Genomic DNA, 21,987 nt, shown 5'->3' on the forward strand with positions numbered 1-21,987 from the left:
GGGGACTTCTATATGGCTTCAATTAATAACTTTACTGACAGTCACTGGGACGCTGCGGATACGGTTGTAACTGTCGATTCAGTCCAACCAATGCTTTACGCAACTGGGGATATTTTTACGCTGACGTTCACTAATGACTTGGTCACTATCAGTATGGATATCTTCGGTCATGGGATCACTATCATTCATCACGATGGTTCTGCGACCTTCCAACTGAACCTAATCGCGATGGAAGAAGTTTATCTGAACATTTTGAAGGATTACAAGCCAGAAGATGTTCACGTCATCGACGTTATGACGCCAGTTGAACACATTCACATCGATTCAGCTTACTTGCCTAAGCTCCCACCAATTGGTGTAGGTAGTGACGCACCAACCCGGCAGCTTGAATTTAATACGCCATACGCTTTGGCCGAACCGGTTGCCGCTTAGTAGCGGTTTTTATTTTGCACAAATTCATTTAGGAGGAATTATTTATGACTGAAAATGCTAAAGATGTAACACCAGAAAAGACTGCAGTAGCGACGAAAGATGCTAAAAAGGAGCCAGAATGGCAAGGTAAGTTTGAAGATGTCACCAATCATCAACGGGCCTTTACCATCACCGAATCTGATGGTACTGAAATCAAGGTCCCAATGAATTGGCCAGGCCGAACGGTTGCAGAAAACCTAGATGCAACTCAATACGAGTACTTCCAAGATGGCACGTTACGTGACACACCAGGGACTTATCACGAATCAATGCTTTCGCTTTTTGGAACACCTTTAGTTGGCGGTAAGGTTCATGAACCACTTGATATGAAGTTCTTTGAAAACGAAGCTAATCAGTCGGATCGTAACAAGACCTTTAACTTTCTGATGGACAATGGGGAATCGTTTCTTACGGGCATGCTCAACTAGTTTGAACCAGCGGGCTGTTAAAGCCTATTTGAATTCAAACGAACCAGATGTCTTGAAATGGTACGCCTATATGAATGGCACGATTAATTTGACGTTTGACGACATCGATAAGCTAACCATGCCCGAACTATCAGTGATGGTCTACTGCACGAACGAGCGTATTAAATACCAGGCACAGGTGGAAGCGGGGCGAGCTGTAAATGGCTAGTAAGATGATTCGTCACGGAACCATTGGTTTTAGCGTTTCTGGCGACCTTACTAAGCTGGAGCGAGCCAATAAGCTGATGGACCGGTTCCCTAAGCAAGCGGACCGCGTAAAGCGTGCGATGTCGGGGATGATCCCACAACGGGCGTTCAACGAAGCGGCTAATGGTTTCGACAAGATTTACAAGTCGTCTAACCGGGCTCGGGAGTCGATTGACAACGCCAAGGACGGCCAAAAGTTATACGGCTACCAGGCTAGGCGAACCGCTAAGGAAGTAGCCAAGTCATGGGATGGTGTCACTAGGTCACAAGACAAGTCTCGGGTAGCCACGAACAAGCTGGGGGCTGCGCTATCACGGACTCATGAGCAAGTTGGATCTTCTGCCACCCGTATGGGTGAGAAGAGCGACCGAGCACTTGCAAAGACACGTAGTAGTGCGACTAGAACCCGCGGCAGTTTTGACCGACTGTACACGTCGGGGAGTCGTCTGACTAACATGGCAAGCATGGTTGCTATGGCCCTGCTGCCTGTTGGGGCCGCGTTTAAGCATGCTGCTGATCAAGCCACCGAACTTCAGAACAAGTACACGACGATTCGGAACTTGCTGAACACCGGTGGTGAATCTTTAGGCGCTTCCAAAGCCGAAACTAAGGCTATGCAGAAGGAAAACAACGGGTTCGCGCTACAGTATGGTGTGGATCCGTCCGACATGGCTTCTGGTGGTGAAGAGCTTATCCGGCGTGGTTACTCTGGTAAGCAGGAACTGGCGTCCCACAAGTCATTCTTACAGGCCGCACGTGCTTCTGGGGATGACTACAAGTCAGTTGTTAATTACGGGGCCTCAGCGCTTGAAAAATTTGGTTACAAGACCAAAGCCGGCGACTCCATCAAAAAGATGCGGAAATACACCGACAAGGTTTTGAACCAAATGTCATATGCTGCGGACCTCACAGCCACCGACTTTACCGGTATTGGTAACGCATTAAACATGGCTGGTGGCACGTCTCATTCTACGGGACAATCGCTTGCAAGTACCGTATCCGCGTTAGGTGTTCTGTCTAATAATGGGCTTGATGGGACCTTGAGCGGGACTGGGTTGCGTAAGGTGTTGAACTCCTTCGCGTCCCCGTACACTTCACTAAAGTCTCGCCAAGGCCAAGCCATCAAAGAATATGGCATTGATACCAACAAGTTTTATGGCAAAGACCATAACTTAAAGTCATTGCCTAGCTTGCTGGACTATCTGAACAAGAAAACCAGTAACTTATCTGACTCCCAGAAACTAAAGTTCCAAAACAAGTTCTTTGGGGCCACCGGACAAGAAGCCGGTAACTTCTTGATGGCTAATACCGGGCAGATTCGTAATCTGACTAAGCAGGTCAACCATGCTCAGGGGCAAAAGGGTGGCGGCTACATTGCCAACCTGTCTCGTAAGAACATGAAGTCCTGGCAGAACCAGATTAACCGTACCAAGCAATACCTAAACGTGATGGGGCAAGGGTTCGCTAAAGATGTCTTGCCCGGATTCACAAAGGCGTTGAAATATGGTAACGGCATTCTGAATTATTTGATTAAGATGCCTGATCCAGTCAAGAAAGCAGCTGGCTATACGGTTGCAATCGCGACTAGCTTAGCTGCTGCTGCGGCATCAGTTAAGCTGATGGGTAAGTTTGGTGGATTGCTGTTTGGAAAGGGCAGTGGTAGCAAAGCACGAGGCGTGGCTTCGGTAGCTGAAACCGCAGTTGATGATTTAGCGTTGACTGGTGGCAGAGGTGCCAAGACACGAACCGGCAGATTAGCTGCTACACGCTCTAGCTCACGACTAGGTCGGCTTAGCAGCAAGCTTGGCGGGCTAACCATGCTCGGTGGTGGAACCAAAACTGCTGAAGTTGGTGAGCGTGAAGCCTTACGTCTTGCTAATCGAGGAACTGCTGCTAAGGTTCTCGGCGGCGTCAAAGCCGTTGGTTCCAAGATTCCATGGCTAGATGTTGCATTAGCCGGTACGTCCCTGATTGGGATTAACAAGAAGAATGCAGGATCTAAGATTGGAAATGCCGGTGGAACCCTTGCTGGCATGGAAGGTGGAGCTGCTTTAGGTAGTCTTCTGGGACCAGTTGGAACTCTAATTGGTGGTGCGGCTGGTGCTGCAGGAGGTGGATTTTTAGGATCTAAGGCCGGAAGGTCCATCCAGCATGCAGTTACTCATCAATCCAAGCGAAACAGCATGTACGTTGCCGGAGTAGGCGATGTCTACGGCACCCAACCAGCAATTTCGATGAAGCCCAAGCCGAAAAAGACTGGTGTCGTACTAGGATCTAAGAAATGGGATGAAAAAAATCTCAGTTCTAAGAACCTAAAGTACATTCAGCAGGCTACCAAGCTAGAACAGCAAGGTAATGTTGAATGGGCTAACTCCGCCGGTAAGACCACTAAGAAGCTCCGGGGTACCTATGACTCTCTCTACAGTCTTGCTAAGAAACGCGCTGATGGACAGCTTTCTAATGATCAGAAGGGGTATTCCTATTTAAAAAAGGCGGGACTACTAAACGTAAGTGCCGCCGATAGCGCATATTCTCATGAGAAGAATAGTATTCAGAAACGCGTTGGTTCTCTACGTTCAGGATTGAATCAAATCCTGAATAACGATAAGATGAGCGGGTCGAAACGTGCTAAAGCGATTGACAAGGTTAACCGTCAAATTCTATCTCTGACTGATAATGGTTCTCTTAAGCAAAAAGCCATTATGTCTAAGATGATGCACTCAAACACGCATCTGACTACAGAAGGATATGCAAAAATTCTTACGGCCAGTCGTAAAAACGAGAAGAAGACGGTTGCTAGTGCCCAGAAAACTTACACTGCTGAGGTTAAGTCAGCTGATAAGCGCTTGTCTAAGGCTAAGAACTTAGCTAGGACTTTGCCGGGCCTCTCAGAAAAGCAGCGTAAGGGGATCATTTCTCAAGCCGAGAAGCAACATGACCAGTCAATTGGTAAGGCTCATGACCAGTACAAGAGTACCGTCAAATGGGCTGAGAAGCAGCGTAAGGACGTTGTAGCTGCTGCTAAGAAAGAAGCTGGCGAAGCCGCTGATGCATTTAGCACGGCGGCTGCTAATGTTGCAAAGAGTGTTCCAGCTTTGCTTGAACAGAATGCCGGGCTGTTTGGTGGTCATTACCAAAAGCCCAAGTCGAACAAGAAAGCACTCAAGGACTACTATAACCTGAATGACTTACCCAAGGCATTGCCGGCTGCCGGCGCCAAGGGAACCAAAGGGAGCAGTGGTAAAAGTAGCACTAAACGTCCAGCCCCTAAGGCTAAGAAAAATGGATTTGGACTTGCTTCAGCGTTTGCTTCCGGTTCAGTTGACCGCTATCCACATGGGCTTCCTAAGTCGATGTGGGCAACAGTCAACGATGGCGGGGCCAAGGAACTGATTATTCCGCCTGCAGGCCGTGCCTTTATCACTAAGCGAATGAATCAAAAGGTTTGGCTGCGTAAAGGAACTCACGTACTAAACGGCCGTGATACCAAACGTGCTACTGGTGGTGTTCATTTAGCAACGGGGACGATTAATCTATCACCGGCACCAGGAATCAACGGTAAGAAGGTCAAAACTGGAATTGAAGGAACTAAGAAAAAGTACGACAAAGAGCTGAAAGGTTCTGGCCGTGCCGTTTCGTCGTTCAAAAAATCCAGCAAGTCAGACTTTGGAAAAATCAAGTCTGACACTGTCTCTAAGGTATCTTCAACTTCGAGCAAGGTATCTAAGTCGTACCGCAAGCTCCAGGATAAGTTAGGAGATACCACCGGCTCAATTAGTAAGTCATGGCGCCACGATTGGCGTAGCATGGTTGACTATTTTGGTGATATTTTTGGTAAGTTAAAGCCGTACGCTCACAAAGGGATGGCTGGGGCCATTTCATCATTGAACGGTGGATTTTCTGGTATCAACTCCGCTCTGGCTCAGTTTGGTGGCAACAAGTCGGTGCTAAAGCCAATCCACTATGCTAAGGGTTCTAATGGCCCCATCGCAAGTGATCGGATGGCAGTGCTGAATGATGCCCCATCAGGACCACGACAAGAGCTGGTTGTTCGCCACGACCGTTTGCTAAAGCCACAAGGACACGATGTCCTCACGCCTTTACGAAGAGGCGATGAGATTCTCAATGGTTCACAAGTTGAGCAGATAAAGCCATACCTGCCACACTTCGCTAAGGGTACCGGTGTCTCTAAGTCCAAGCTGCGTAAGCTGGCCAAGGCTAACGCCGCAAAGCCAACACGCGCGTACAACAACGAATTTACGACCAATGTTAAGCTTGGCGGGAACCCGTTGCAAAAAGGTATTGGGGACTCCGGAAAGTCAGCAGCTAAATCAGTTGGGCCAAAGTGGTCCGATGCGATGTGGTCAGTAATCACTGATGCCATGAGTGGTGGTAGTGCTGCTGGTGGGAACTGGCTGCATAATCCTGGCATGACCAAGAGTAATGGTTTTGGTGCAAAACGTTCTTTTGGTTCTCATGATGGTGTTGACTTCACGGGGCCAAAGGGTTCAGCAATCAAGGCCGTTCATGGTGGGATTGTCACCCGGGCCGGTAAGCCAGTCTGGGACTTCAAGGATTTAGGTTATGTTGTCACGGTCAAATCCGATGATGGCTGGCAAGAAATCTACCAAGAATTTGGTGATGCCAGTCACATCAAAGCACACGTTGGTCAAGTCATCAAGACTGGTGATACCGTTGCAACTCAAGGTGGAATTATCGGTTCCAGTACTGGTCCCCACGTGCACATTGGTGTGTCCCATGGTTCCCTATGGAATCACGGTGGTACCAGCACAAGAGGTTGGTACGATGTCACTAAAATGCATGGCAGTTATAGCGGTAGCCCTAAGAAGAAAAAAGCTGGTTCCGCATTAGAAAAGTTGGCTAAACGTCAGCTTGGTAAGACAGCACTGAACTGGATTAAGAAGAATTTGCAGGATCCAGACGCAAACGTTGATAGCCTGTCAGGGAGCATGGCTCATCGTGCTAAGACTTTGGCTGCAGCCATCAAGGACATGTACGGTTCTGCCACTAATGCCGGGATTGCTGCTGTTTTAGGCAACTGGGAGTTTGAATCCGGCTTAAATCCAGGTGCCGTTAACTCCGGTGGCGGTGCATCCGGGCTAGGACAATGGCTAGGCGGCCGTAAGTCTAGCCTGATTGCCTATGCCAAGAGAAAGGGTAAGAGCTGGAAGAATGCCGGGGTTCAACTTGGCTTCGCTTTAAACGGTGACGGTTCTGATAGTTCAGTTCTTAAGAGTGTCTTGCGTGGTCATGAATCTGTTGCTTCACTGGCTAACAAGTTTTCGAGTCAGTGGGAACGAGGGGGCTATAACGCGCAACATGTCGAGGGTGCTCGGAAGATTGAAGCCACGTTGCATAACAACGGTGGCTGGTCTAAGAGAGGCAAACTCAATATCTTTGGCGAAAAGGACTCTGAGGTTGCTATCAATCCCAAGAAGCCTAGTGCCGATGGACTTATCGGTAGTGCCATTAAGGAGCGGTCTAAGGTTGACAGTAAAGGTCTAGCGGGTCAGATGAACCGTGTTATGACTGCTAAAGCACAGAGAGTAGATAACCAATCGCTCTTTAAACAGGCAGTTTCATCCATGCGTCAGCTGATAACTACTGGTAATCGTGCAGCTAAACCGGCTACTCCCCAAATAGTGATTAGTCCAACGATTAACTTCACTGGTCCAGTCACTAAAGAGGGGGCCGATGCCGTCTCAGACCAGCTTGTTAAAAAGATGCGTCAAATCGCTCTTGAAGTCATCAACAAGCAACAGCAGAAGACACTCAATGAGTTTGATTTTTAAAAGAGGGACGAGAGCCCTCTTTTTTCATACATAAAATTTTAAATCTTAATATTTGGAGGTGACAATTTTGGCAAAATACACCACGCTTACGGCGGTCAAGAAGAAGTATAAAAATGATTACACCAAAGCAAACGATGCGTTCAAGAGCGCAAAGAAGAAATATGACAAGGTCAAAAACAAGAACACCAAACATGCTAAAAAATTGAAGAAGTCGATGAATAAAAAGAAATCAAATATGGAGAAAACTAAGTCCAATCTCTCCCGATATAAAAAGAGTCGTGAAGCTTCTGATATTTATCGGGCTAAAATTTTAGCAAAAATGAAGACCAGTAAATATTGGGGAAAACGCGGCTACATCATGCCTAAATACCCTTGGACAGACACATCTTACTGTTTCATCTATATCAATGACGAGGCCCCAAACTACGCTAACACCCCAGCTACTAACTCGCTGGAAAAGGGACACACTACCTATGCAGGATCTTCCAAGCAGCCAACTTCCATTTCTTTACAGGGAAGTTTGGGGGGTGATGGGGCAAATTCCCACATGTCAGGCTTGAAAACACAAATGAAACGCTTGGCTCGATGGTCTGATAATTCGACGCAACTTACTTGGCATGGAGAAACAACGATGTCTTCAATGACTATCACTGCTTTTACGCCTGATTTCAGCCACGAAGTTGGAACCGGTGGTGAAAATATTATTGGGGTTACGTTGACGATGCAAGAGGCTGAGTACGCCGACAGTGATGTTAAGCAGAAGTCTACTAAAGGTACTGACACTGGGAAGAAAAATCCGACCAAGCCAAAGAATCCAGCTTCGTCTAAAAAGAAAAAACGGTACATCGTCGCAAAGGCAGGCTACACATACTGGTACGTGCACCAAAAGACCGGTGAGTCGCTTGCCACGATTGAAAAGAAAAACAAATATACAGCCGGTAAAATTCCGATTGGCGCAAAAATTTACTACTAGTGAGGTGAGAGAGTATGGCAGAGGAAACTAGAATTGATGTCGATATGTCGAACCTACCGCAGCGTTTTAACATGGTTATCGGTGGAATCAACTATAACTTTCGCTTGCGTCATAATGACTATAACGATGGGCTTTACCTAGATTGCTGGGATGAAGATTTCGTGCCAATCGTGTTGGGTGAAAAGCTAGAGTATGGTGAACCGATTTTTGGTTCCGTTAATGACCCACGGCTTCCCCTGATCAACTGGATTCCATACTCTGAAGATGGTAGTGAATCAACGGTCACTGGTGGAAACCTTCAAAAAACAGTCTTTATCTATGCACCAGAGGACGATGAAGACGAGACCGATGAAGCGGCAGACCAATTCGGTGATGATTTGGATGATGATGAGACCGAGGAGAACGTTGACGATGATCTAGGCGATGAAGATGATTCGAGTCTCTACGGAACTGATGAAACGGTGGACGGCTTATGAAATTAGTACATTTTTATCAGAAAATTACAGTCAAGACTCCAAGTGGTGGCAAGTTTTCAATAATTTCAACTGACAAAGCCCCATATCATCTGCTGATTGAGCACACGAACACCTTTGCATCAAGTGGTACTCCCGGAACCGTGGAATTTACGCTGCATAATCTTCGTAAGTCCCACGAGAAGTATTTCAAAAAAGGTGCAGAAATCTCTTTTGTTGATGGTTGGACTAACGCAGACGCCACCGCAAAGATAATTCATAAAGTGATTGAGGGGCCGATTACTACGGTGACCCCGCCTGTCGCTGCGGATGGAGATGTTGCGTTGCAATTTTCGCTTACTGCCAACAAGGAGTATGACAGTGCAAAGGCAATTAAGGTCAAGAAGTCTAAGCGGGTGCGGGTTCGTGCCTCTCAAAAGGATTTAGACAAAGCCATATCTACTTATAATTCCAAAATAAACAAGCAACGGAGAACATGGATTGATGAACATCCTCGTGCTTCAAAAAAGGAAGTCACTGCCAAGAATAATCATTTTTCAACGCTTAAGAAAAATTATGCCACCAATGCACGCTCTGCTTATAACAAGAAGCGCAAATCACTGGACAATTCTAAGAAGTATCAAGTCAAGACGACCTACGAGTATCTATCCTTTAAGGCAGGTACCAAGGGTTCGACGATTATCAAGAAGATTGCAAAGATGGCTGGCATTAAGCTCAAATCAGTAAAGCTTGCGTATGACCGTTCTTATCCTAAGGGCTATACGGCTAAGGCCAAGCCGATTAAATGCATTGAGCAGATTGCGGCTGATTGTGAGACTGGAATTATTTATCGATATGATGGAATCCATATTGAGAAGCTAGACACAAATCGTAAAATAAACCTTTATATTCAAGACACCACGGGATTGCTCCAACGTCCCGAGTATCAAGCAGACGATGGTGGTGATAAATGGCAAGTGACGTTCCTATATCGATCAGTTTCGGTTGGGGACGTTTTTCATCTTAAGTCTCCGGATTCAAGCGGGCCAACTGGCTGGGTAATCATTCTTAGCGGCAACAGTTCTTATCAGTCAGGAAGTTCGCCAACGACACAAGTTGTTGTGCAGCTTTACTCTAGCTATAAGAAGACCGTCACCAAGAAAATTAACGCCAAGAAGAAAGCCGACCGGACCGCCAAATCCAAGCTCGATGCTAAAGAAAAGAAGGCTGCCAAAAACAAGTCCAAGTCCCGCAGAAAGAAATCAGGTGGTAAAAAATGACGAAGTACAGTAGTGATAGCAATGGTGAGAATTATCAAATTGAGATTTTAAAGCGGCTTTGGAATGGCATCTCAGCAGGCGTAAACGTTGCGTTTGAAGGCGAAATTACTGCTATCACACCGCCGACCATTAGCGTGCAGCCCAAGGCGCTCACCGCCAAAGGCAACAAGAAGCAAGCCATAGTTGAGCATGTAATGGTGCTTGTGCCGGCTACCGGTGGGAAGGTAAAACTTAAAGTTGGTGATCGCGTTGCGTGTGGCGTTTTTGACCATGACATCAGCCATTATTCCAGTAAAGGATTTTATCGGCAATTGATAAAAACGCCACACCAAGTCAGCAATGCGTTCTTTATAGGTAGAGTTGCAGACCGAGGCGATTTCGATGGCGAGTGATCTGGAATTTAACGAGGAGACAGGCGACTTAGAGCTTGACAGTAATGGCAATCCGACCGCAATTACTGGTGTGCAGGAGTTGGCCCAATCCTTGCGAACCTTGCTAACAACGCCAATTGGCAGCTTCATGGGTCTTGATGATTTCGGCATTGATATGTCTTTTATCATCGGTGGTTTTGATGAGCAAATGGCGATTGATGCCGCTCATGATGCGATCATGCAGGATAGAAGAGTAACTGTGATTCACAGTATAACCGCGATGCCTGACGAAGATAATGGCGTAGCGGTTTTTCAGATTTCTCTATCGTCCACCGTGGGCGAAATTAACTTTGGGCAGGAGGTGCCTTTCGATGCCGCTAACTGATGCCGGTTGGGTTGAACTGACTTTTGATGATGCTCTGGAAAATGAGCAGCAGATGTTTAAACGCTGGCTTGGCCCCGATATTGACCTTTCACCGGAAGGATTTTGGGGAAAGCTGGCCATTAAAGAGGCCCATCAAGATGTGACCGAGGACCAAAAGCTTGAAGATGTGTATGACGGTGGCTCCGATTTGCAAGCAAATGGAGTAAATCTCGATCGCAAAGGTTCAAATTTGGGCCTTCAACGTAATATGTCACAAAGCGCGGTGGCCTACCTGACAGTAACTGGTGAACCAGGGTACTTAATTGCAGCAGACACTGGTTTTCTTAGCGATGATGGTACTGAATTTGCCAGTGCACGAGATGTCCAGCTTGATAGTGACGGTAACGGTACTGTGGAAGTCCATTCAGATGATCAGGCGGCGTATGTCAACGTTGATGCCAACACAATCACCGACCAAGCCGAACCCGTTGAGAGTATCTACACGGTAACAAATCCCAAACCAGCGACCGGTGGGGCTGACCTCGAAACCGATTATGACTTTCGGCATCGAATCATACCAAACGAATCTGCTCAAGAGGGCCCGACGCGAGATGGTCTTAAAGTTGGCATGCTAAACGTAGTCGGCGTTACCGATGCCAAGGTAATCGAAAACAAGAGTGATACCGCTGACAAGTATGGTAACCCGCCGCAAACAGTTCACATCTATGTAATGGGCGGTTTACCGCAAGATGTAGGACAAAAGATTCTCGATATTGCTGGGGCCGGTGTCACTTTTGTGGGTAAGACCGTGATTGAAGCCACAGATGATAGTGGAAACCAGCAGGAGGTTCGCTTTGATCAAGAAGAATTGGTTGATGTCAAAGTCAGCTTGTCGATTCAATCAAGCGGCGCTCCTGATGAGGACGCTATCCGCCAATCTGTTTTGGACTACTTTACGAACCTTACGATGGGTGATTCGGTTATTTTGAACCAGCTTTACAGCTATCTGTATCAGATCAACGGTGTGGATTACGTTGAGTCCATCATTGCTGGCACTGGCGATACACTGGCAGCCGATAATATCGCGGTGAACGATTATCAGTTGGCCCATACGACAGATGATTTAATCGAGGTGACGGTTCATGCGTAAGCTTGAAGATACTTTAGATGATGGCATCACCTTTGACGAGTACCATCGTGACCAACTGGCCCAGTACACCGGATTTGAGCCCAAATATAAAGGAACCAACTTTGATAAATTTATCAGCTACATTGATGACGTGCATTTTTCACGGATGGGGCGCATGGAAGAAGTGGCTAAAGCTCGCGAAATAGCTTATGCCCATGGTCTAGAACTAGATGATATCGGCGATGTGCTAGGGGTTACCCGCGATGGCTACGATGATGATGTGTACCGGTTCTTGCTATACAGCCACAACTTGGCTCGGAACTCTAAGGGCACGCATAACGATTTGCTACGAATTGCGGCCCGTATGATCGGTTGTGATCCCACGGATATCGTTTTGAAACCAGACCGACACTATGACAGCACCGGTCAATTAGTCGGAAAACCGCGAACCCTAAACATCGTGGATATCGCCTATAGCAAAGTCAAAAACCTGTTTCTATTGGACCGTTTGGCAAGTGAGTTGGAGCGGTCGGCTGCGGCCGGGACCAAGATTAACTTTGTCAACTTGTCAGTGCCTATCGAATCAAGCATTTTCGTTGGTACTGATGTTCAAGTTATGGAAGAAATTAATATCTAGAAAGGAGACGATTACTAGTGAACTATGGAACAAAATCAATGACGCAAGCTGGCTTAACCATGCTTGCTCAGGCCAAAACGGACGCTAAGGCTGTCATTTTCGATAGCATGATTGTTTCCGAACGCGTGCTTACCACGGCAACCGATGTGACTAAGCTAACGGCTGCTGATTTCACCAACGCACTAACATATCCGATCAGCTCTAAGAGCAACGTGGAGAACAGTTTCACAGTCAAGGCGGTTGTCACCAATGAACCCAAGGCCGCCGATCCCGTCAAACAGGATTTCAAGATTGCTTTGGTTGGGGTCACGGCTCATATCGACGGGAGCGATGATTCTCAACTTATTTCGGTTGCTGTTGGGGAAGACCCGGCGGTGCTGACGGCCTTCAAGGACACCGAGTATAGCCTGACTTTTGGGGTGACGCAGATTTATGCCAATGCTTCTGATATCAGCTTCAAGCTAGGCAACATCGCGTATGCTCTGGCTTCGGACTTAGATAAACTACGGTCTGATGTGGATATCATCATCAGCGACAAGCTGAAAGATGTCGCCAAGACTTCGGTTGCCAACACCTTCACCAAGCAGCAGACACTCAGCGCCGGCGCGGTAGACGGCAACGGGAACTCATACGTCACGGCGCCGGACGCCAAGGCCACAGCGCAGGGACTGGTGAACGCAGGAGTCACCAAGGCCGCAAGTGATGCCACAGTCAAGGCCAACGGGGCAAAGGCGACGGGTATCTCGGCAGCCAACAGCGCGGCCAGTGCGGCGGCAGTAGACGCAACCGGCAAAGCCAACTCGGCGGAAGCTGGGGCAAAGACGTATGCCAGCTCGGTAGCGGCGGCGGAACTTGTGGCGGCGAACAAGAACACCGATGTGAAGACGGCACCACTGGTCAAGACGGCCGACACCGCTAACTGGCAGAAACAAGCACTCTTCAATGCTGGGAGTTACAATCTTGGCTCGGCTAGCGGCGATTACCGCACGTATGTGGAGGCTAACTTCTCAACCGCCGGCGTTCGCTATATCCGGCTTCAAAACAACGTGGATAAGGACGAGAACGGTGTTCTGATTCAAGCTATGGATACTCAAGTCATTAGCGAAGGCAGTGGCTGGTATTATGCCGAAGGCATCTCAATGAATGGTCAAATGCTTTTTCGGCGATGGAATCAAACGTCAGATACCGGTTGGAAGCGAGTAATAGATTCTAAAAGCGGGTATGGGGCTGAGAACCTAATTCTAAACTCACGTGCGGATACCGGATTGGAGCATTGGGGACTACAGGGTTCAGGAACGTCGAATTCTAGTAAGTTTTCAGTTGGGTCAGTTACTCACGCTTTCTACAAAAACGGTGTTGGTGGGCATGTTTTTTCAATTGATAACGCCAACATAGGCAGTGGTGGCAGTTTAGAAGTTAGTCTGGGAAGCGACAGATTTTGGGTAACTCCTGGCCAAAATGTTTCATGGAGTATTTTGGTGGCCGGTGGTGCAAACGTATCCAGTTTTGATGTGTATCTCATGTTTGATGATGGGAGTTCACCAAGTATGATACAGGGAGATGCAGTCATCTCTGGTCAAAAGCCTAATCCCAATGCTATGCAACTATACTCAGGAACTGTAACGGCTCCTGATACTGCTAAGCGTTGCTTCGTTCGCGTTGATAATAATGGGGCTACTCCTTCTTCTGATGGAAGCTTAAAATACACCCAAATTATTTTTACCGAAGTTAAGGTAGCTATGGAATCAGCTTCTAGCCCGTGGTCACAGGCAACAAAAGATGTTGTTCACACCGGTGGTGATGAGACAATCGATGGAACTAAAACATTTACTAACCCTGTAAATGCACTGGCAACTGGGCTGTATGCCACACAGCTTGCTGATGGTGCTGACTGTGACACTTTAACTCAGGAAGGACTATATCAAGCTACATCAGGGGCAATTGTCAACGGGCCTGATGGAGTTAATAAGTGGTCAATGATTAGGGTCCACAATTTAAATGGTGCGAACGGGTGTCAAGAACTATTTACAACTAACACGGGTCAAATGTTCACTCGTGCTTGGAACTATAACGGTGGAGTTATTAACTGGACTGCTTGGAGAGAAACTACTGCTAAGGCTGACTTTGATTCTAGCGTCTTCATGGGTAAGGACCTTACAGCTACAGACGATATTTTCACTCTAGAACCAGGTACGTATTATATCCATGGCGTCATGCCAAAAAATGCGCCGGCATTAACAGATGGTAATGGCAATAATTGGGGATACGTTAAAATTGTACAAACTGAGTTGGGAGCCAAGTTTGCGTATTTTCATGATGTTTTTTATCACAGCCGTGAAGCAACCTATTCGGGAAATCCAGCAACGTGGAGTACCTGGAAAATTCCCGAACAGGATTCTTTAAACCAAAAAGCCAATGACTCTCAAGTCTTTCATCGAAATCCCGCTACTGGTGAGGTAGTCGAAAAGCTGTATGCGCCGGGTGGTATCACTCTGGCAGGCGGCCACGTCTTGAACGTCTCGGCAACGGACGGACTCACGATTGATGGTAAGCCGCTTCTCATCAAGGCTGCTGACGAAGCTACAGCTAAGACGAGCTCAGCCAACGATAAACTTCACTACTACTACACGGAAGAGAGCTGATCTGATGGCAATCTATAAGAGTAGCGGTGAATTTGGCTATGTGTTTTCGAAGAGTAAGAGTTGGGCAACAGCTTACGGTAAGTCGGACAAGATGTTCACTGGAAATCTATTGTCGGGGACGACGATTGCCACGCTGGGCAAACCAATTGAGGCTACGGATAATGGGCTTTTAAGCTATTTTCCCACTTATTCCAATCAGTTTTTAGGAAACACGTTCTCACTGCCTATGAATCGAATCAACACCGGAATCAAGATTTACGCGGCCAATACGGTGAACTGCGTTTTTAGTGTCTATCGCGATACCAACTCGCTCACTACGCCGCTAGTCACGACTAGTGCATATACTCCAAGCACAGGGACTATGCCGGTGGCAATCAGCAAGTCAACATTGCTATCTGGAAAGTCCTTTTTGATTGCTGATGCAGGAAATATCAAGGAAATCACAAAACAATCGATTTATGGGGAAGTAGTCAACGGGGTTCTAAATGTGTTTTCTAACTCATCTGGGATCATGTCTGGCAAGTCGGGGAACACACAGCTGGGATTCAGCGACACGGGACTTAGCGCGTATGTAACCCTGTCTTACACGTATCTATGCATTGACCGGATTGAGGCATACTAGGAGGAATGAAAATGATTAACCCTATTTACGATGGGGGGGGGCAAAACGCCCACCTAAACCGCCGGGCTAAAATCGTCAAGGTAGGTGGTCGGTAATGGCTATCTATCATGGTGGTAAAATGGCCAGCGTTGCTGGGAACGGTAAGCGAAAGCTGTCTATTTTTGGTAATGGCGACCATATGTATGAGCTAATGCTGAGAAAGCTACAAGTATCATGGAGTGCCGAAGATGTGCCTAGCGATATGATTTCTACGGATATAAATTCGAGAGGAATCGTGGTAGCCGGCAATCAAAAGAACACGGTGTTTTGCTATGACAACACCGGCAAGAAACTCTGGCAGCATGAATTCATTGATGAGAGTCAGAAGCCTATCTTCGCTTTAAAGATTAGCGATGATGGTTTTGTCTACGGCACACGGACGCTGTACGCTTTTAAGCTGAATTTGCAGACCGGCGCCCTTGTCTGGGATAAAAACATAGGTTCTTCACCCTACAATCAGGGCAAGAACCTAGTCATGATGGACGGGTATCTCTATGTAGGGGCAATTTCAACACTCACCAAGCTAGACACCAACGGAAACACTGTTTGGACGGTAAAGCCGGACAACTACGATGCTGCTAGCATGTACGGCTATGATGACAAAATTTATTCCACCAACAGCGTCGGTAAAATGTCTTGGCACGATTCCAACGGCAATCTTGTCGGCTCAGTGAAGTCGCTGTCCTACTATGGGATATCCTTAGCTGTCAGCCGACTTGGAGACATGGTCGTCGGCAGCAGTCAAGGAGTACTTGCGGTCTACAATCCAGACGGATCCATGCGGTGGAAGTACAATATGGGGCAGGCTGCTACATCAACTTTCGCTGCCGCGGTGCGCGCTGTTGCAGTGGACTACAATGGCAACGTCTATGCAGGTTCTGATGCCAAAAAACTGTATAAATTTGACAAATCTGGAAATCTTATCTGGGCCGTTGCCACTAGCACCTTAGCAACGCAGGGAATCATTAACAGCATCGCTGTCCTTGGCGAGCAGGGGCTGGTTTACACTGACAACTATGGGAGCACTGTGATGTTGAAACAATTTTAAAGGAGGGATTACATGGAAACTTATACACGCTACACTTACTATCTCAAAAAGGGTGACGATAGTTTCGTTGCCGGGCAACCAGCCACAGAGACGGCAGATGGCCTAGTCGCTGTTACACTCTATGGCTATGAGGCTGGGTATCTGCTAGAAAACTGGAAGAAGTACTATTGGGACGCCAGCGGTAACTTCACGGCACCGGAAGGCCTACCAAGCCATTCTGAGGCTGTCCTACGCATGAAGGTAACCGACCAAGCTAGCACCATCAAGGACCAGCAAGACACTATCGATGGGCAGGATAAGACTATCAAGGCGCAGGGTACTGATATCAGTACCGCTAACACCACGATTGCAAGCCTTCAACAAGTCGCTGGAAAAATTGGTGGTCAGGCTGCAAAGACAAGTGTTGAGCTGGCAACGGCCAACGAAACCATTTCTAGCTTACAGGCTGTTGCTGGGAAGATAGGCGGAATGGTCGCTAAGCTACAGGTCGCTAGTCAGGCTACCGCAGAATAGGAGGAGATTTACATGGATTTTGCTACAATTCAAATGTTTTATGGCTGGGGAGTTTTAGACCCTAAAGTTGATTGGTATCGTGAAAATAATTTTTTAACTGATGATCAGTACAAAGAAATTACTGGTAAGGATTACGAAGCACCAACTACTACGGCAGATGCCAAGTAGCTAGGTGCTTTTAATTTGGACTGAAAGGGGTGATAAGATGCTGAAATTTCCTGGTGATAGTAATCCTTGGCAAGAAATAACGAGACACTGGAACCATTTCTTCTTTGGGCTATTTTCACTCATCGGTGGGCTATATGTTTGGTTTCACCAAGGTTATCTTGATGATCCGAGAGTGACGCCTCCACCTCCACCACCACATCTGGAGCAAGTCATTTTTGGTTTTGCAGACGACTGGTGGTTTGCTTTGTGGTTGATTGGTTGCGGGGTCATCATCCTTTACGGCACGATGTTCTGCCACCGTAAACTGCGAGACTGGGGTATGGTGGCTCTTTCCCCTGCATTCGGAGCTATTACGGTGGCGTTCTCAGTTCGTGGATTGTTTGACTCACGGTTCAACTTGACCTGGATTTTCGCGCTTTTAACTTTGGTACTTCTGTTCAGCACCCTGATGCGAGGTGACCATCGTGAGCGCTAGTAACTGGGTCGGATTTTTAGGTGCAATCGGTGCTCTGATTGTGGCAGTATTTTCTGCTATTCATGGGCAACGGGTAGACAATCGAGAGGCTGGCAAAACTCAGCAGCAACTTGAAACCTACATCATGGAACAAGTTAAGCAAGACAACGAGCAACTTCGTAGTGATCGGGAAGCCGACCGGAAAAAGTTCAGTGATGACCTTGCAGTGCTTGGAGCGAAAAAAGACGCCATGGAGCAAGAACTTAATCAGCAGATTGCCCTTAAGGTTCGTGAGAACGAACAGCTCAAACAACAGAACGAGCAACTCAATCAGTGGAATGCAGCATTGGAGAAAGAAAATGAGGCTTATCGAAAACGGTATGGCCGATTATAGGAGGATAACATGAATAATTGGGTTAAGATTTTTAATTTATTGAATGACACTGGTATGCTGGGAATTATCATTGTGGCTTTCGTTGGGTGGTTCACTCGAATCAATCCTGTGCTGAAACATAAGGCTGAACTGCAAAAAACGTCTCACCAACGTGAAGCATTACTTTTGCTTGATCAGCTGGCTATGAATGCAGTGTCAGAATTGTCAACGAAGTATGAGTTACCCAATGACGAAAAGCGTCAACGAGCTATTTCACAAGTGACTGGTCAGCTAGAAGTGTTTGGTCATGACATTGATTCAAATTTAGTTTCAGCTGGAATTGAAAAAGCTTACCAGCTGTTAAGCACTAAAAATACCGTCGCACAAGAAAAACAGGCTAAATATGATGATGCTCTGGCGTCCACAGAAGAAGTGTTCGCCCAAAAGCAGGTACAGTTGGCCGCAAATGAATCTGAGAAGGGCGATAATCCAGCACCTCTTGATGTTCCGAATACGACTACTCCAGTGGAGGGAGGTAACGTTTAATGCCACGTCTTGATATGGTCGACATTTCCAATAACAACGGGTATATGACTGTAGCTAACTACAAGTCAATGATGAAATATGGTGTGAAGGCAATCGTTCAGAAAACTTCTGAAGGGACCTATTTTACAGATAAAACTGCGAAGACCAACGTTGCAAATGCTGTTAAGGCTGGACTACACGTAAACGGGTACCATTTTGCTCGGTTTACGACAGTAGCGGGTGCACGGGCAGAGGCTCAAATGGCAACTCGTTGTGCCTTGGCGGCAGGACTAGGGAAGGATAGCGTAATCGTGTTGGATTTTGAATCCAATAACAAGGGTTGGGCAACTAACTCAGCCATTATTCATGCATGGGTAAAAGAGGTTAAGCGAATGGGCTATCCGAAGACCGATGTTTATACGATGGGAAGCTGGACGAATTCAGTGCCACTAAATAATTCTGGCAGAGGCGGTTGGATTGCGTCATATCCTGGTAACCCCAATGGCATGAATCTGTTTAAGTCCTATAATGGCTGGCAGTGGAGTTCTACACACAAGTTCCCCGGAGTCTATGGCGGAATTGATGTTAGCCAAATGTATTCAGATTATTACTATGGATCAGCCGCAAAAGTGGCTAAGCCAAAGAAAACTGTCTATTATGACTACAATCCTAAGGTGGTTTATGCTCGTACCGAAATTAAGCGGTATAAGGATAAGGAATTTAAACATCCGGTAGACTCTTGGCCAGCTCATACAGTATTTGAAGTTATGTCGCTGGTTAAGTATGGGAAGGTGACACGTTTTAAGCTTGCCAACGGTCTTTATATCACAGCTAATGAAGCATATGTAAATCGTCTTTATTATGTTGCCGGTGGTAAAACGAAGCGAGTTAAGTCCGTTAGCGGCACACATCGGTATAAAGACAAGTCATTACATCATGTAGTTGACTGGTGGCCAGCAGGAACGACTTTTGATGTTCAAAAAGTTGTAAAGGATGGTAATGCTACACGAATCAAGTTAAGCAATGGCATGTACATCAGCGGAAATAAGTTAATTAATAGTTTCGTCAAGTAGAATAGAAGCAAACTAGGGTCACTCTGCCATCGCGGCGGGGTGGCCCTTTTTGTGTGCTCCAAAAATAAATATTTTTATAACACAATTGTGTTATAACATGCTTGTGTTATGCCTCAATTGTGTTATACTGTATTTGTAGTCAAGAAGAGGAGGAATTCAAAATGTTAAGTGTAGAAGAAAAAGCAGCTCGTAAGGTTCGTCACAACCGCGTTCAACGTAAGCACATCATGCAGGACGCACATATCGTCGCTAAGATGATTGCTAACTTGTGTGGCAACTACCAAGTAGCCATGAGTTTTGCGTTAAAATTTGTCTACGCCTACCGTGCTAAGCGTGCGGCGGTTAAAGCCACTGGCGACAGAGTAGCGATGTATCGCTTCAAGAGTCTTACTTCTGCGGCACATGAAGAATTCACTCCAGAATCAGTCAATGGGGTTCCTGCTTGGGCAATCCGGAAGGACTTTTCCCAGTGTGGTGCCGATGACATTCTCTTCTACACCGTCAACTTCGAAGTACTTCAAGAAACTGAGAAGGCTTTCCAAGTTAAGTTTGACACGGTAAACCCAGACGAAAATGGCTACGTTGACCATCACACCACTTGGGTTGCCAAGAGCATCGCCAAAATTGCAGCATAAAGGAGATATTAGAAATGAAGAATTTAAGCATGCCAGAAAAAATTAAAGCGTTACTAGATAGTGACATCACGCCTTACCAAATCTCTAAAGACACGGGAGTACCCATCACCACCATTGCCGAAAATAAGAATGGTAAGCGGAAAATTGAAAATATTCGATTAGATACCGCCGTGGCATTGGCTGACTACTATGATAGTCTGGGTGGGATCGTAAAGCCCATCGAGTTTAACCTAGTGCTTGGCGAGAGCGAGGACCTAGGCGACGGGCACTACCGCTTGAGCTATGAGACTGAAGATACCGGCGCCACCATCAAACTTGGCCAGAATGTGATCGGGATTGAGAGCCCTGATGTTGTGATGGACGGTGCTGGCAGTGAATTCGACTTCGAAGTAGACATCTTCATGAGTGAGATGACTCACGAAGAATCTTCAATCGCACAAGAGCTGCTTACTAGCGTGTACGCGCCACAGGGCCTAGTGATTGAGCTAAATGAAGATGGCGAAACGGTTCAGCTTCAACGTGGACACTGGTTCTTCATGCGGCGTTCAGACCACAAGCCTGGTTTTGTAATTCAACAAGTATTCTCACCACTGAGCTAGGAGGCAAATATTATGACAGTAAAAGTTCATCCTTACTACGTAGATAAGGCTAGGAAAGTGCTCAAACGCGTGTCGGTACCGGATGCAGACCCTATGTCATTGGCAGCATGGGCACAGGATGCTGATGACGACAAAATTGCGCTTATCACGGCAGATGGCAAGGTTGTTGGACAGGCTAGATACGTCAAGCCCGACAACACTTTTCAACCGATTTTGGCATTTGTCGACAAGGAAACGACGCAAAAATATTCACTTGATCACCAACGATTGGATTTAGGGATCATCGAGCTGAGCCATGCAATCGATGAGCCAGTCGTAGATGTTCGTCGATCGTACTTTAGAGGACCAGGTACAAAAAAATAAACTGACAAAGAGAAAAAGGCCTACACAATTATGTGCAGGCCCGGTCGCTAAACCTCTTCCAGTTTATCATAAAGGGAAGATAAATATGAAATTAAAATTTTCAAAAAATGCAATTGCTTTTAGTACGAAGAAAGCATGGCTTATTAAAATACAAGGTACTGCATACAAATTTTGGATTCCAAGATCTCTGGTTTATTCAGACGAAGAATCATGGGAGCTAACGATGTATCTTCCTGATGAGATGAAGATAAAACTATATGCAGGAAAAATGAAAACTCCTTCTTACATTGTTAGTCCCCATGAATTGAATGATTTAATAGAGAACAAGGACTTGCCAGAGAAGGCCCCGAAATCAGTTTGGCATGTTCCCTCAAAAATTATGCCCGTTAAAAGGAGTGTTGATGATGAATTTAAACGATGATCAGTCAGATGCAATAGCCAAACTAAATTGGCTTAAAGTTGGGGCACTCTTTATGGAGCCAGGAACGGGTAAGACTAGGGTCGCTTTAAATATCATCAATAGCGCGGATACTGATTTCGTTCTATTCGTTTGTCCATTTCAGACAAAGTATAATCTTCTCAATGAAATTCATAAGTGGGGAATATCTATTGAATTTGAAATAGTTGGTGTTGAAACCTTGTCTAGTTCGGATAACACATTTATGAGATTACTAAATATCTTGCAAACTAAGACCTGAATTATTCACCAGAAACTCCAAAATCCCCATCAAACACATGATTCAAGTGCTTGATGGGGATTTTACGTTTT

General features: G+C 46.4%; 25 protein-coding genes. All 25 read left to right on the plus strand.

Annotation, left to right across the window (positions count from 1 at the left end; translation table 11 throughout):
- The first annotated feature begins 12 nt into the window (after positions 1-12).
- Positions 13-432 (plus strand): hypothetical protein, encoded by a 420-nt coding sequence (locus tag JUF10_RS12920; RefSeq protein WP_203642979.1) that lies wholly within the window; start codon positions 13-15, stop codon positions 430-432.
- A 44-nt stretch (positions 433-476) separates the two neighbouring features.
- A complete protein-coding gene (locus tag JUF10_RS12925; RefSeq protein WP_203642981.1) occupies positions 477-899 on the plus strand; it encodes a hypothetical protein in 423 nt (140 codons plus the stop codon).
- Between the two features lie 28 nt (positions 900-927).
- Positions 928-1,107 (plus strand): hypothetical protein, encoded by a 180-nt coding sequence (locus JUF10_RS12930; RefSeq protein WP_203642983.1) that lies wholly within the window; start codon positions 928-930, stop codon positions 1,105-1,107.
- Positions 1,100-6,958 (plus strand): phage tail tape measure protein, encoded by a 5,859-nt coding sequence (locus JUF10_RS12935; RefSeq protein WP_203642986.1) that lies wholly within the window; start codon positions 1,100-1,102, stop codon positions 6,956-6,958. The genes JUF10_RS12930 and JUF10_RS12935 overlap by 8 nt, the downstream gene beginning before the upstream one ends.
- A 67-nt stretch (positions 6,959-7,025) precedes the next feature.
- Entirely contained in the window at positions 7,026-7,931 is a 906-nt protein-coding gene (locus JUF10_RS12940) for a phage baseplate protein (RefSeq protein ID WP_203642987.1), read from the plus strand.
- Between the two features lie 14 nt (positions 7,932-7,945).
- Positions 7,946-8,407 carry a phage baseplate plug family protein gene (locus tag JUF10_RS12945; RefSeq protein WP_203642988.1) on the plus strand — a complete coding sequence of 154 codons (462 nt, stop codon included), beginning with the start codon at positions 7,946-7,948 and terminating at the stop codon, positions 8,405-8,407.
- Positions 8,404-9,663, plus strand: a complete 1,260-nt coding sequence (locus tag JUF10_RS12950; RefSeq protein ID WP_203642989.1) for a hypothetical protein — start codon at positions 8,404-8,406, stop codon at positions 9,661-9,663. The genes JUF10_RS12945 and JUF10_RS12950 overlap by 4 nt, the downstream gene beginning before the upstream one ends.
- Positions 9,660-10,055: a hypothetical protein gene (locus JUF10_RS12955; RefSeq protein ID WP_203642990.1), complete on the plus strand. Its 396-nt coding sequence runs from the start codon at positions 9,660-9,662 to the stop codon at positions 10,053-10,055. Before JUF10_RS12950 ends, JUF10_RS12955 begins: the two co-directional genes overlap by 4 nt.
- The gene (locus JUF10_RS12960; protein WP_203642991.1) at positions 10,045-10,419 is read left to right on the plus strand and encodes a contractile injection system sheath initiator; all 375 of its coding nucleotides are present in this window, start codon (positions 10,045-10,047) and stop codon (positions 10,417-10,419) included. Before JUF10_RS12955 ends, JUF10_RS12960 begins: the two co-directional genes overlap by 11 nt.
- Positions 10,406-11,548: a baseplate J/gp47 family protein gene (locus JUF10_RS12965; protein WP_203642992.1), complete on the plus strand. Its 1,143-nt coding sequence runs from the start codon at positions 10,406-10,408 to the stop codon at positions 11,546-11,548. The genes JUF10_RS12960 and JUF10_RS12965 overlap by 14 nt, the downstream gene beginning before the upstream one ends.
- Entirely contained in the window at positions 11,541-12,164 is a 624-nt protein-coding gene (locus tag JUF10_RS12970; protein WP_203642993.1) for a hypothetical protein, read from the plus strand. The genes JUF10_RS12965 and JUF10_RS12970 overlap by 8 nt, the downstream gene beginning before the upstream one ends.
- A 17-nt stretch (positions 12,165-12,181) precedes the next feature.
- Positions 12,182-14,806 (plus strand): pyocin knob domain-containing protein, encoded by a 2,625-nt coding sequence (locus JUF10_RS12975; protein ID WP_203642995.1) that lies wholly within the window; start codon positions 12,182-12,184, stop codon positions 14,804-14,806.
- A gap of 4 nt (positions 14,807-14,810) precedes the next feature.
- Positions 14,811-15,428: a hypothetical protein gene (locus JUF10_RS12980; RefSeq protein WP_203642996.1), complete on the plus strand. Its 618-nt coding sequence runs from the start codon at positions 14,811-14,813 to the stop codon at positions 15,426-15,428.
- A gap of 94 nt (positions 15,429-15,522) precedes the next feature.
- On the plus strand, positions 15,523-16,515 hold the full coding sequence (locus tag JUF10_RS12985) for an outer membrane protein assembly factor BamB family protein (protein WP_203642997.1): 993 nt from the start codon (positions 15,523-15,525) through the stop codon (positions 16,513-16,515).
- A 12-nt stretch (positions 16,516-16,527) separates the two neighbouring features.
- On the plus strand, positions 16,528-17,028 hold the full coding sequence (locus tag JUF10_RS12990) for a hypothetical protein (RefSeq protein WP_203643000.1): 501 nt from the start codon (positions 16,528-16,530) through the stop codon (positions 17,026-17,028).
- 12 nt (positions 17,029-17,040) lie between these two features.
- A complete protein-coding gene (locus tag JUF10_RS12995; RefSeq protein WP_203643001.1) occupies positions 17,041-17,196 on the plus strand; it encodes an XkdX family protein in 156 nt (51 codons plus the stop codon).
- Positions 17,197-17,233: 37 nt separating this feature from the next.
- Positions 17,234-17,671 carry a hypothetical protein gene (locus JUF10_RS13000; RefSeq protein WP_236008255.1) on the plus strand — a complete coding sequence of 146 codons (438 nt, stop codon included), beginning with the start codon at positions 17,234-17,236 and terminating at the stop codon, positions 17,669-17,671.
- Positions 17,661-18,044 carry an SH3 domain-containing protein gene (locus JUF10_RS13005; protein ID WP_203643002.1) on the plus strand — a complete coding sequence of 128 codons (384 nt, stop codon included), beginning with the start codon at positions 17,661-17,663 and terminating at the stop codon, positions 18,042-18,044. Before JUF10_RS13000 ends, JUF10_RS13005 begins: the two co-directional genes overlap by 11 nt.
- Before the next feature lie 9 nt (positions 18,045-18,053).
- On the plus strand, positions 18,054-18,569 hold the full coding sequence (locus JUF10_RS13010; RefSeq protein WP_203643003.1) for a hypothetical protein: 516 nt from the start codon (positions 18,054-18,056) through the stop codon (positions 18,567-18,569).
- Entirely contained in the window at positions 18,569-19,621 is a 1,053-nt protein-coding gene (locus tag JUF10_RS13015; RefSeq protein ID WP_203643004.1) for a GH25 family lysozyme, read from the plus strand. Before JUF10_RS13010 ends, JUF10_RS13015 begins: the two co-directional genes overlap by 1 nt.
- Positions 19,622-19,782: 161 nt before the next feature.
- Positions 19,783-20,256: a hypothetical protein gene (locus tag JUF10_RS13020; RefSeq protein ID WP_203643005.1), complete on the plus strand. Its 474-nt coding sequence runs from the start codon at positions 19,783-19,785 to the stop codon at positions 20,254-20,256.
- Positions 20,257-20,270: 14 nt separating this feature from the next.
- Positions 20,271-20,855, plus strand: a complete 585-nt coding sequence (locus JUF10_RS13025) for a helix-turn-helix domain-containing protein (protein ID WP_203643008.1) — start codon at positions 20,271-20,273, stop codon at positions 20,853-20,855.
- Between the two features lie 12 nt (positions 20,856-20,867).
- Positions 20,868-21,218, plus strand: coding sequence for a hypothetical protein (locus JUF10_RS13030; protein WP_203643009.1), 351 nt, complete (start codon positions 20,868-20,870; stop codon positions 21,216-21,218).
- Positions 21,219-21,303: 85 nt separating this feature from the next.
- Entirely contained in the window at positions 21,304-21,639 is a 336-nt protein-coding gene (locus JUF10_RS13035) for a hypothetical protein (RefSeq protein ID WP_203643011.1), read from the plus strand.
- Positions 21,623-21,916: a DEAD/DEAH box helicase family protein gene (locus JUF10_RS13040; protein ID WP_203643013.1), complete on the plus strand. Its 294-nt coding sequence runs from the start codon at positions 21,623-21,625 to the stop codon at positions 21,914-21,916. Before JUF10_RS13035 ends, JUF10_RS13040 begins: the two co-directional genes overlap by 17 nt.
- The last annotated feature ends 71 nt before the right edge of the window (positions 21,917-21,987 follow it).

Source organism: Levilactobacillus andaensis (assembly GCF_016861695.1).
Taxonomy (GTDB): domain Bacteria; phylum Bacillota; class Bacilli; order Lactobacillales; family Lactobacillaceae; genus Levilactobacillus; species Levilactobacillus andaensis.

Bases quoted from the DNA above. Each gene is read 5' to 3' on its own strand.
- JUF10_RS12920 (WP_203642979.1), top strand. From the start codon at position 13: ATGGCTTCAATTAATAACTTTACTGACAGTCACTGGGACGCTGCGGAT.
- JUF10_RS12925 (WP_203642981.1), top strand. From the start codon at position 477: ATGACTGAAAATGCTAAAGATGTAACACCAGAAAAGACTGCAGTAGCG.
- JUF10_RS12935 (WP_203642986.1), top strand. From the start codon at position 1,100: ATGGCTAGTAAGATGATTCGTCACGGAACCATTGGTTTTAGCGTTTCT.
- JUF10_RS12945 (WP_203642988.1), top strand. From the start codon at position 7,946: ATGGCAGAGGAAACTAGAATTGATGTCGATATGTCGAACCTACCGCAG.
- JUF10_RS12950 (WP_203642989.1), top strand. From the start codon at position 8,404: ATGAAATTAGTACATTTTTATCAGAAAATTACAGTCAAGACTCCAAGT.
- JUF10_RS12955 (WP_203642990.1), top strand. From the start codon at position 9,660: ATGACGAAGTACAGTAGTGATAGCAATGGTGAGAATTATCAAATTGAG.
- JUF10_RS12960 (WP_203642991.1), top strand. From the start codon at position 10,045: ATGGCGAGTGATCTGGAATTTAACGAGGAGACAGGCGACTTAGAGCTT.
- JUF10_RS12965 (WP_203642992.1), top strand. From the start codon at position 10,406: ATGCCGCTAACTGATGCCGGTTGGGTTGAACTGACTTTTGATGATGCT.
- JUF10_RS12970 (WP_203642993.1), top strand. From the start codon at position 11,541: ATGCGTAAGCTTGAAGATACTTTAGATGATGGCATCACCTTTGACGAG.
- JUF10_RS12980 (WP_203642996.1), top strand. From the start codon at position 14,811: ATGGCAATCTATAAGAGTAGCGGTGAATTTGGCTATGTGTTTTCGAAG.
- JUF10_RS12985 (WP_203642997.1), top strand. From the start codon at position 15,523: ATGGCTATCTATCATGGTGGTAAAATGGCCAGCGTTGCTGGGAACGGT.
- JUF10_RS12990 (WP_203643000.1), top strand. From the start codon at position 16,528: ATGGAAACTTATACACGCTACACTTACTATCTCAAAAAGGGTGACGAT.
- JUF10_RS12995 (WP_203643001.1), top strand. From the start codon at position 17,041: ATGGATTTTGCTACAATTCAAATGTTTTATGGCTGGGGAGTTTTAGAC.
- JUF10_RS13000 (WP_236008255.1), top strand. From the start codon at position 17,234: ATGCTGAAATTTCCTGGTGATAGTAATCCTTGGCAAGAAATAACGAGA.
- JUF10_RS13010 (WP_203643003.1), top strand. From the start codon at position 18,054: ATGAATAATTGGGTTAAGATTTTTAATTTATTGAATGACACTGGTATG.
- JUF10_RS13015 (WP_203643004.1), top strand. From the start codon at position 18,569: ATGCCACGTCTTGATATGGTCGACATTTCCAATAACAACGGGTATATG.
- JUF10_RS13020 (WP_203643005.1), top strand. From the start codon at position 19,783: ATGTTAAGTGTAGAAGAAAAAGCAGCTCGTAAGGTTCGTCACAACCGC.
- JUF10_RS13025 (WP_203643008.1), top strand. From the start codon at position 20,271: ATGAAGAATTTAAGCATGCCAGAAAAAATTAAAGCGTTACTAGATAGT.
- JUF10_RS13030 (WP_203643009.1), top strand. From the start codon at position 20,868: ATGACAGTAAAAGTTCATCCTTACTACGTAGATAAGGCTAGGAAAGTG.
- JUF10_RS13035 (WP_203643011.1), top strand. From the start codon at position 21,304: ATGAAATTAAAATTTTCAAAAAATGCAATTGCTTTTAGTACGAAGAAA.
- JUF10_RS13040 (WP_203643013.1), top strand. From the start codon at position 21,623: ATGAATTTAAACGATGATCAGTCAGATGCAATAGCCAAACTAAATTGG.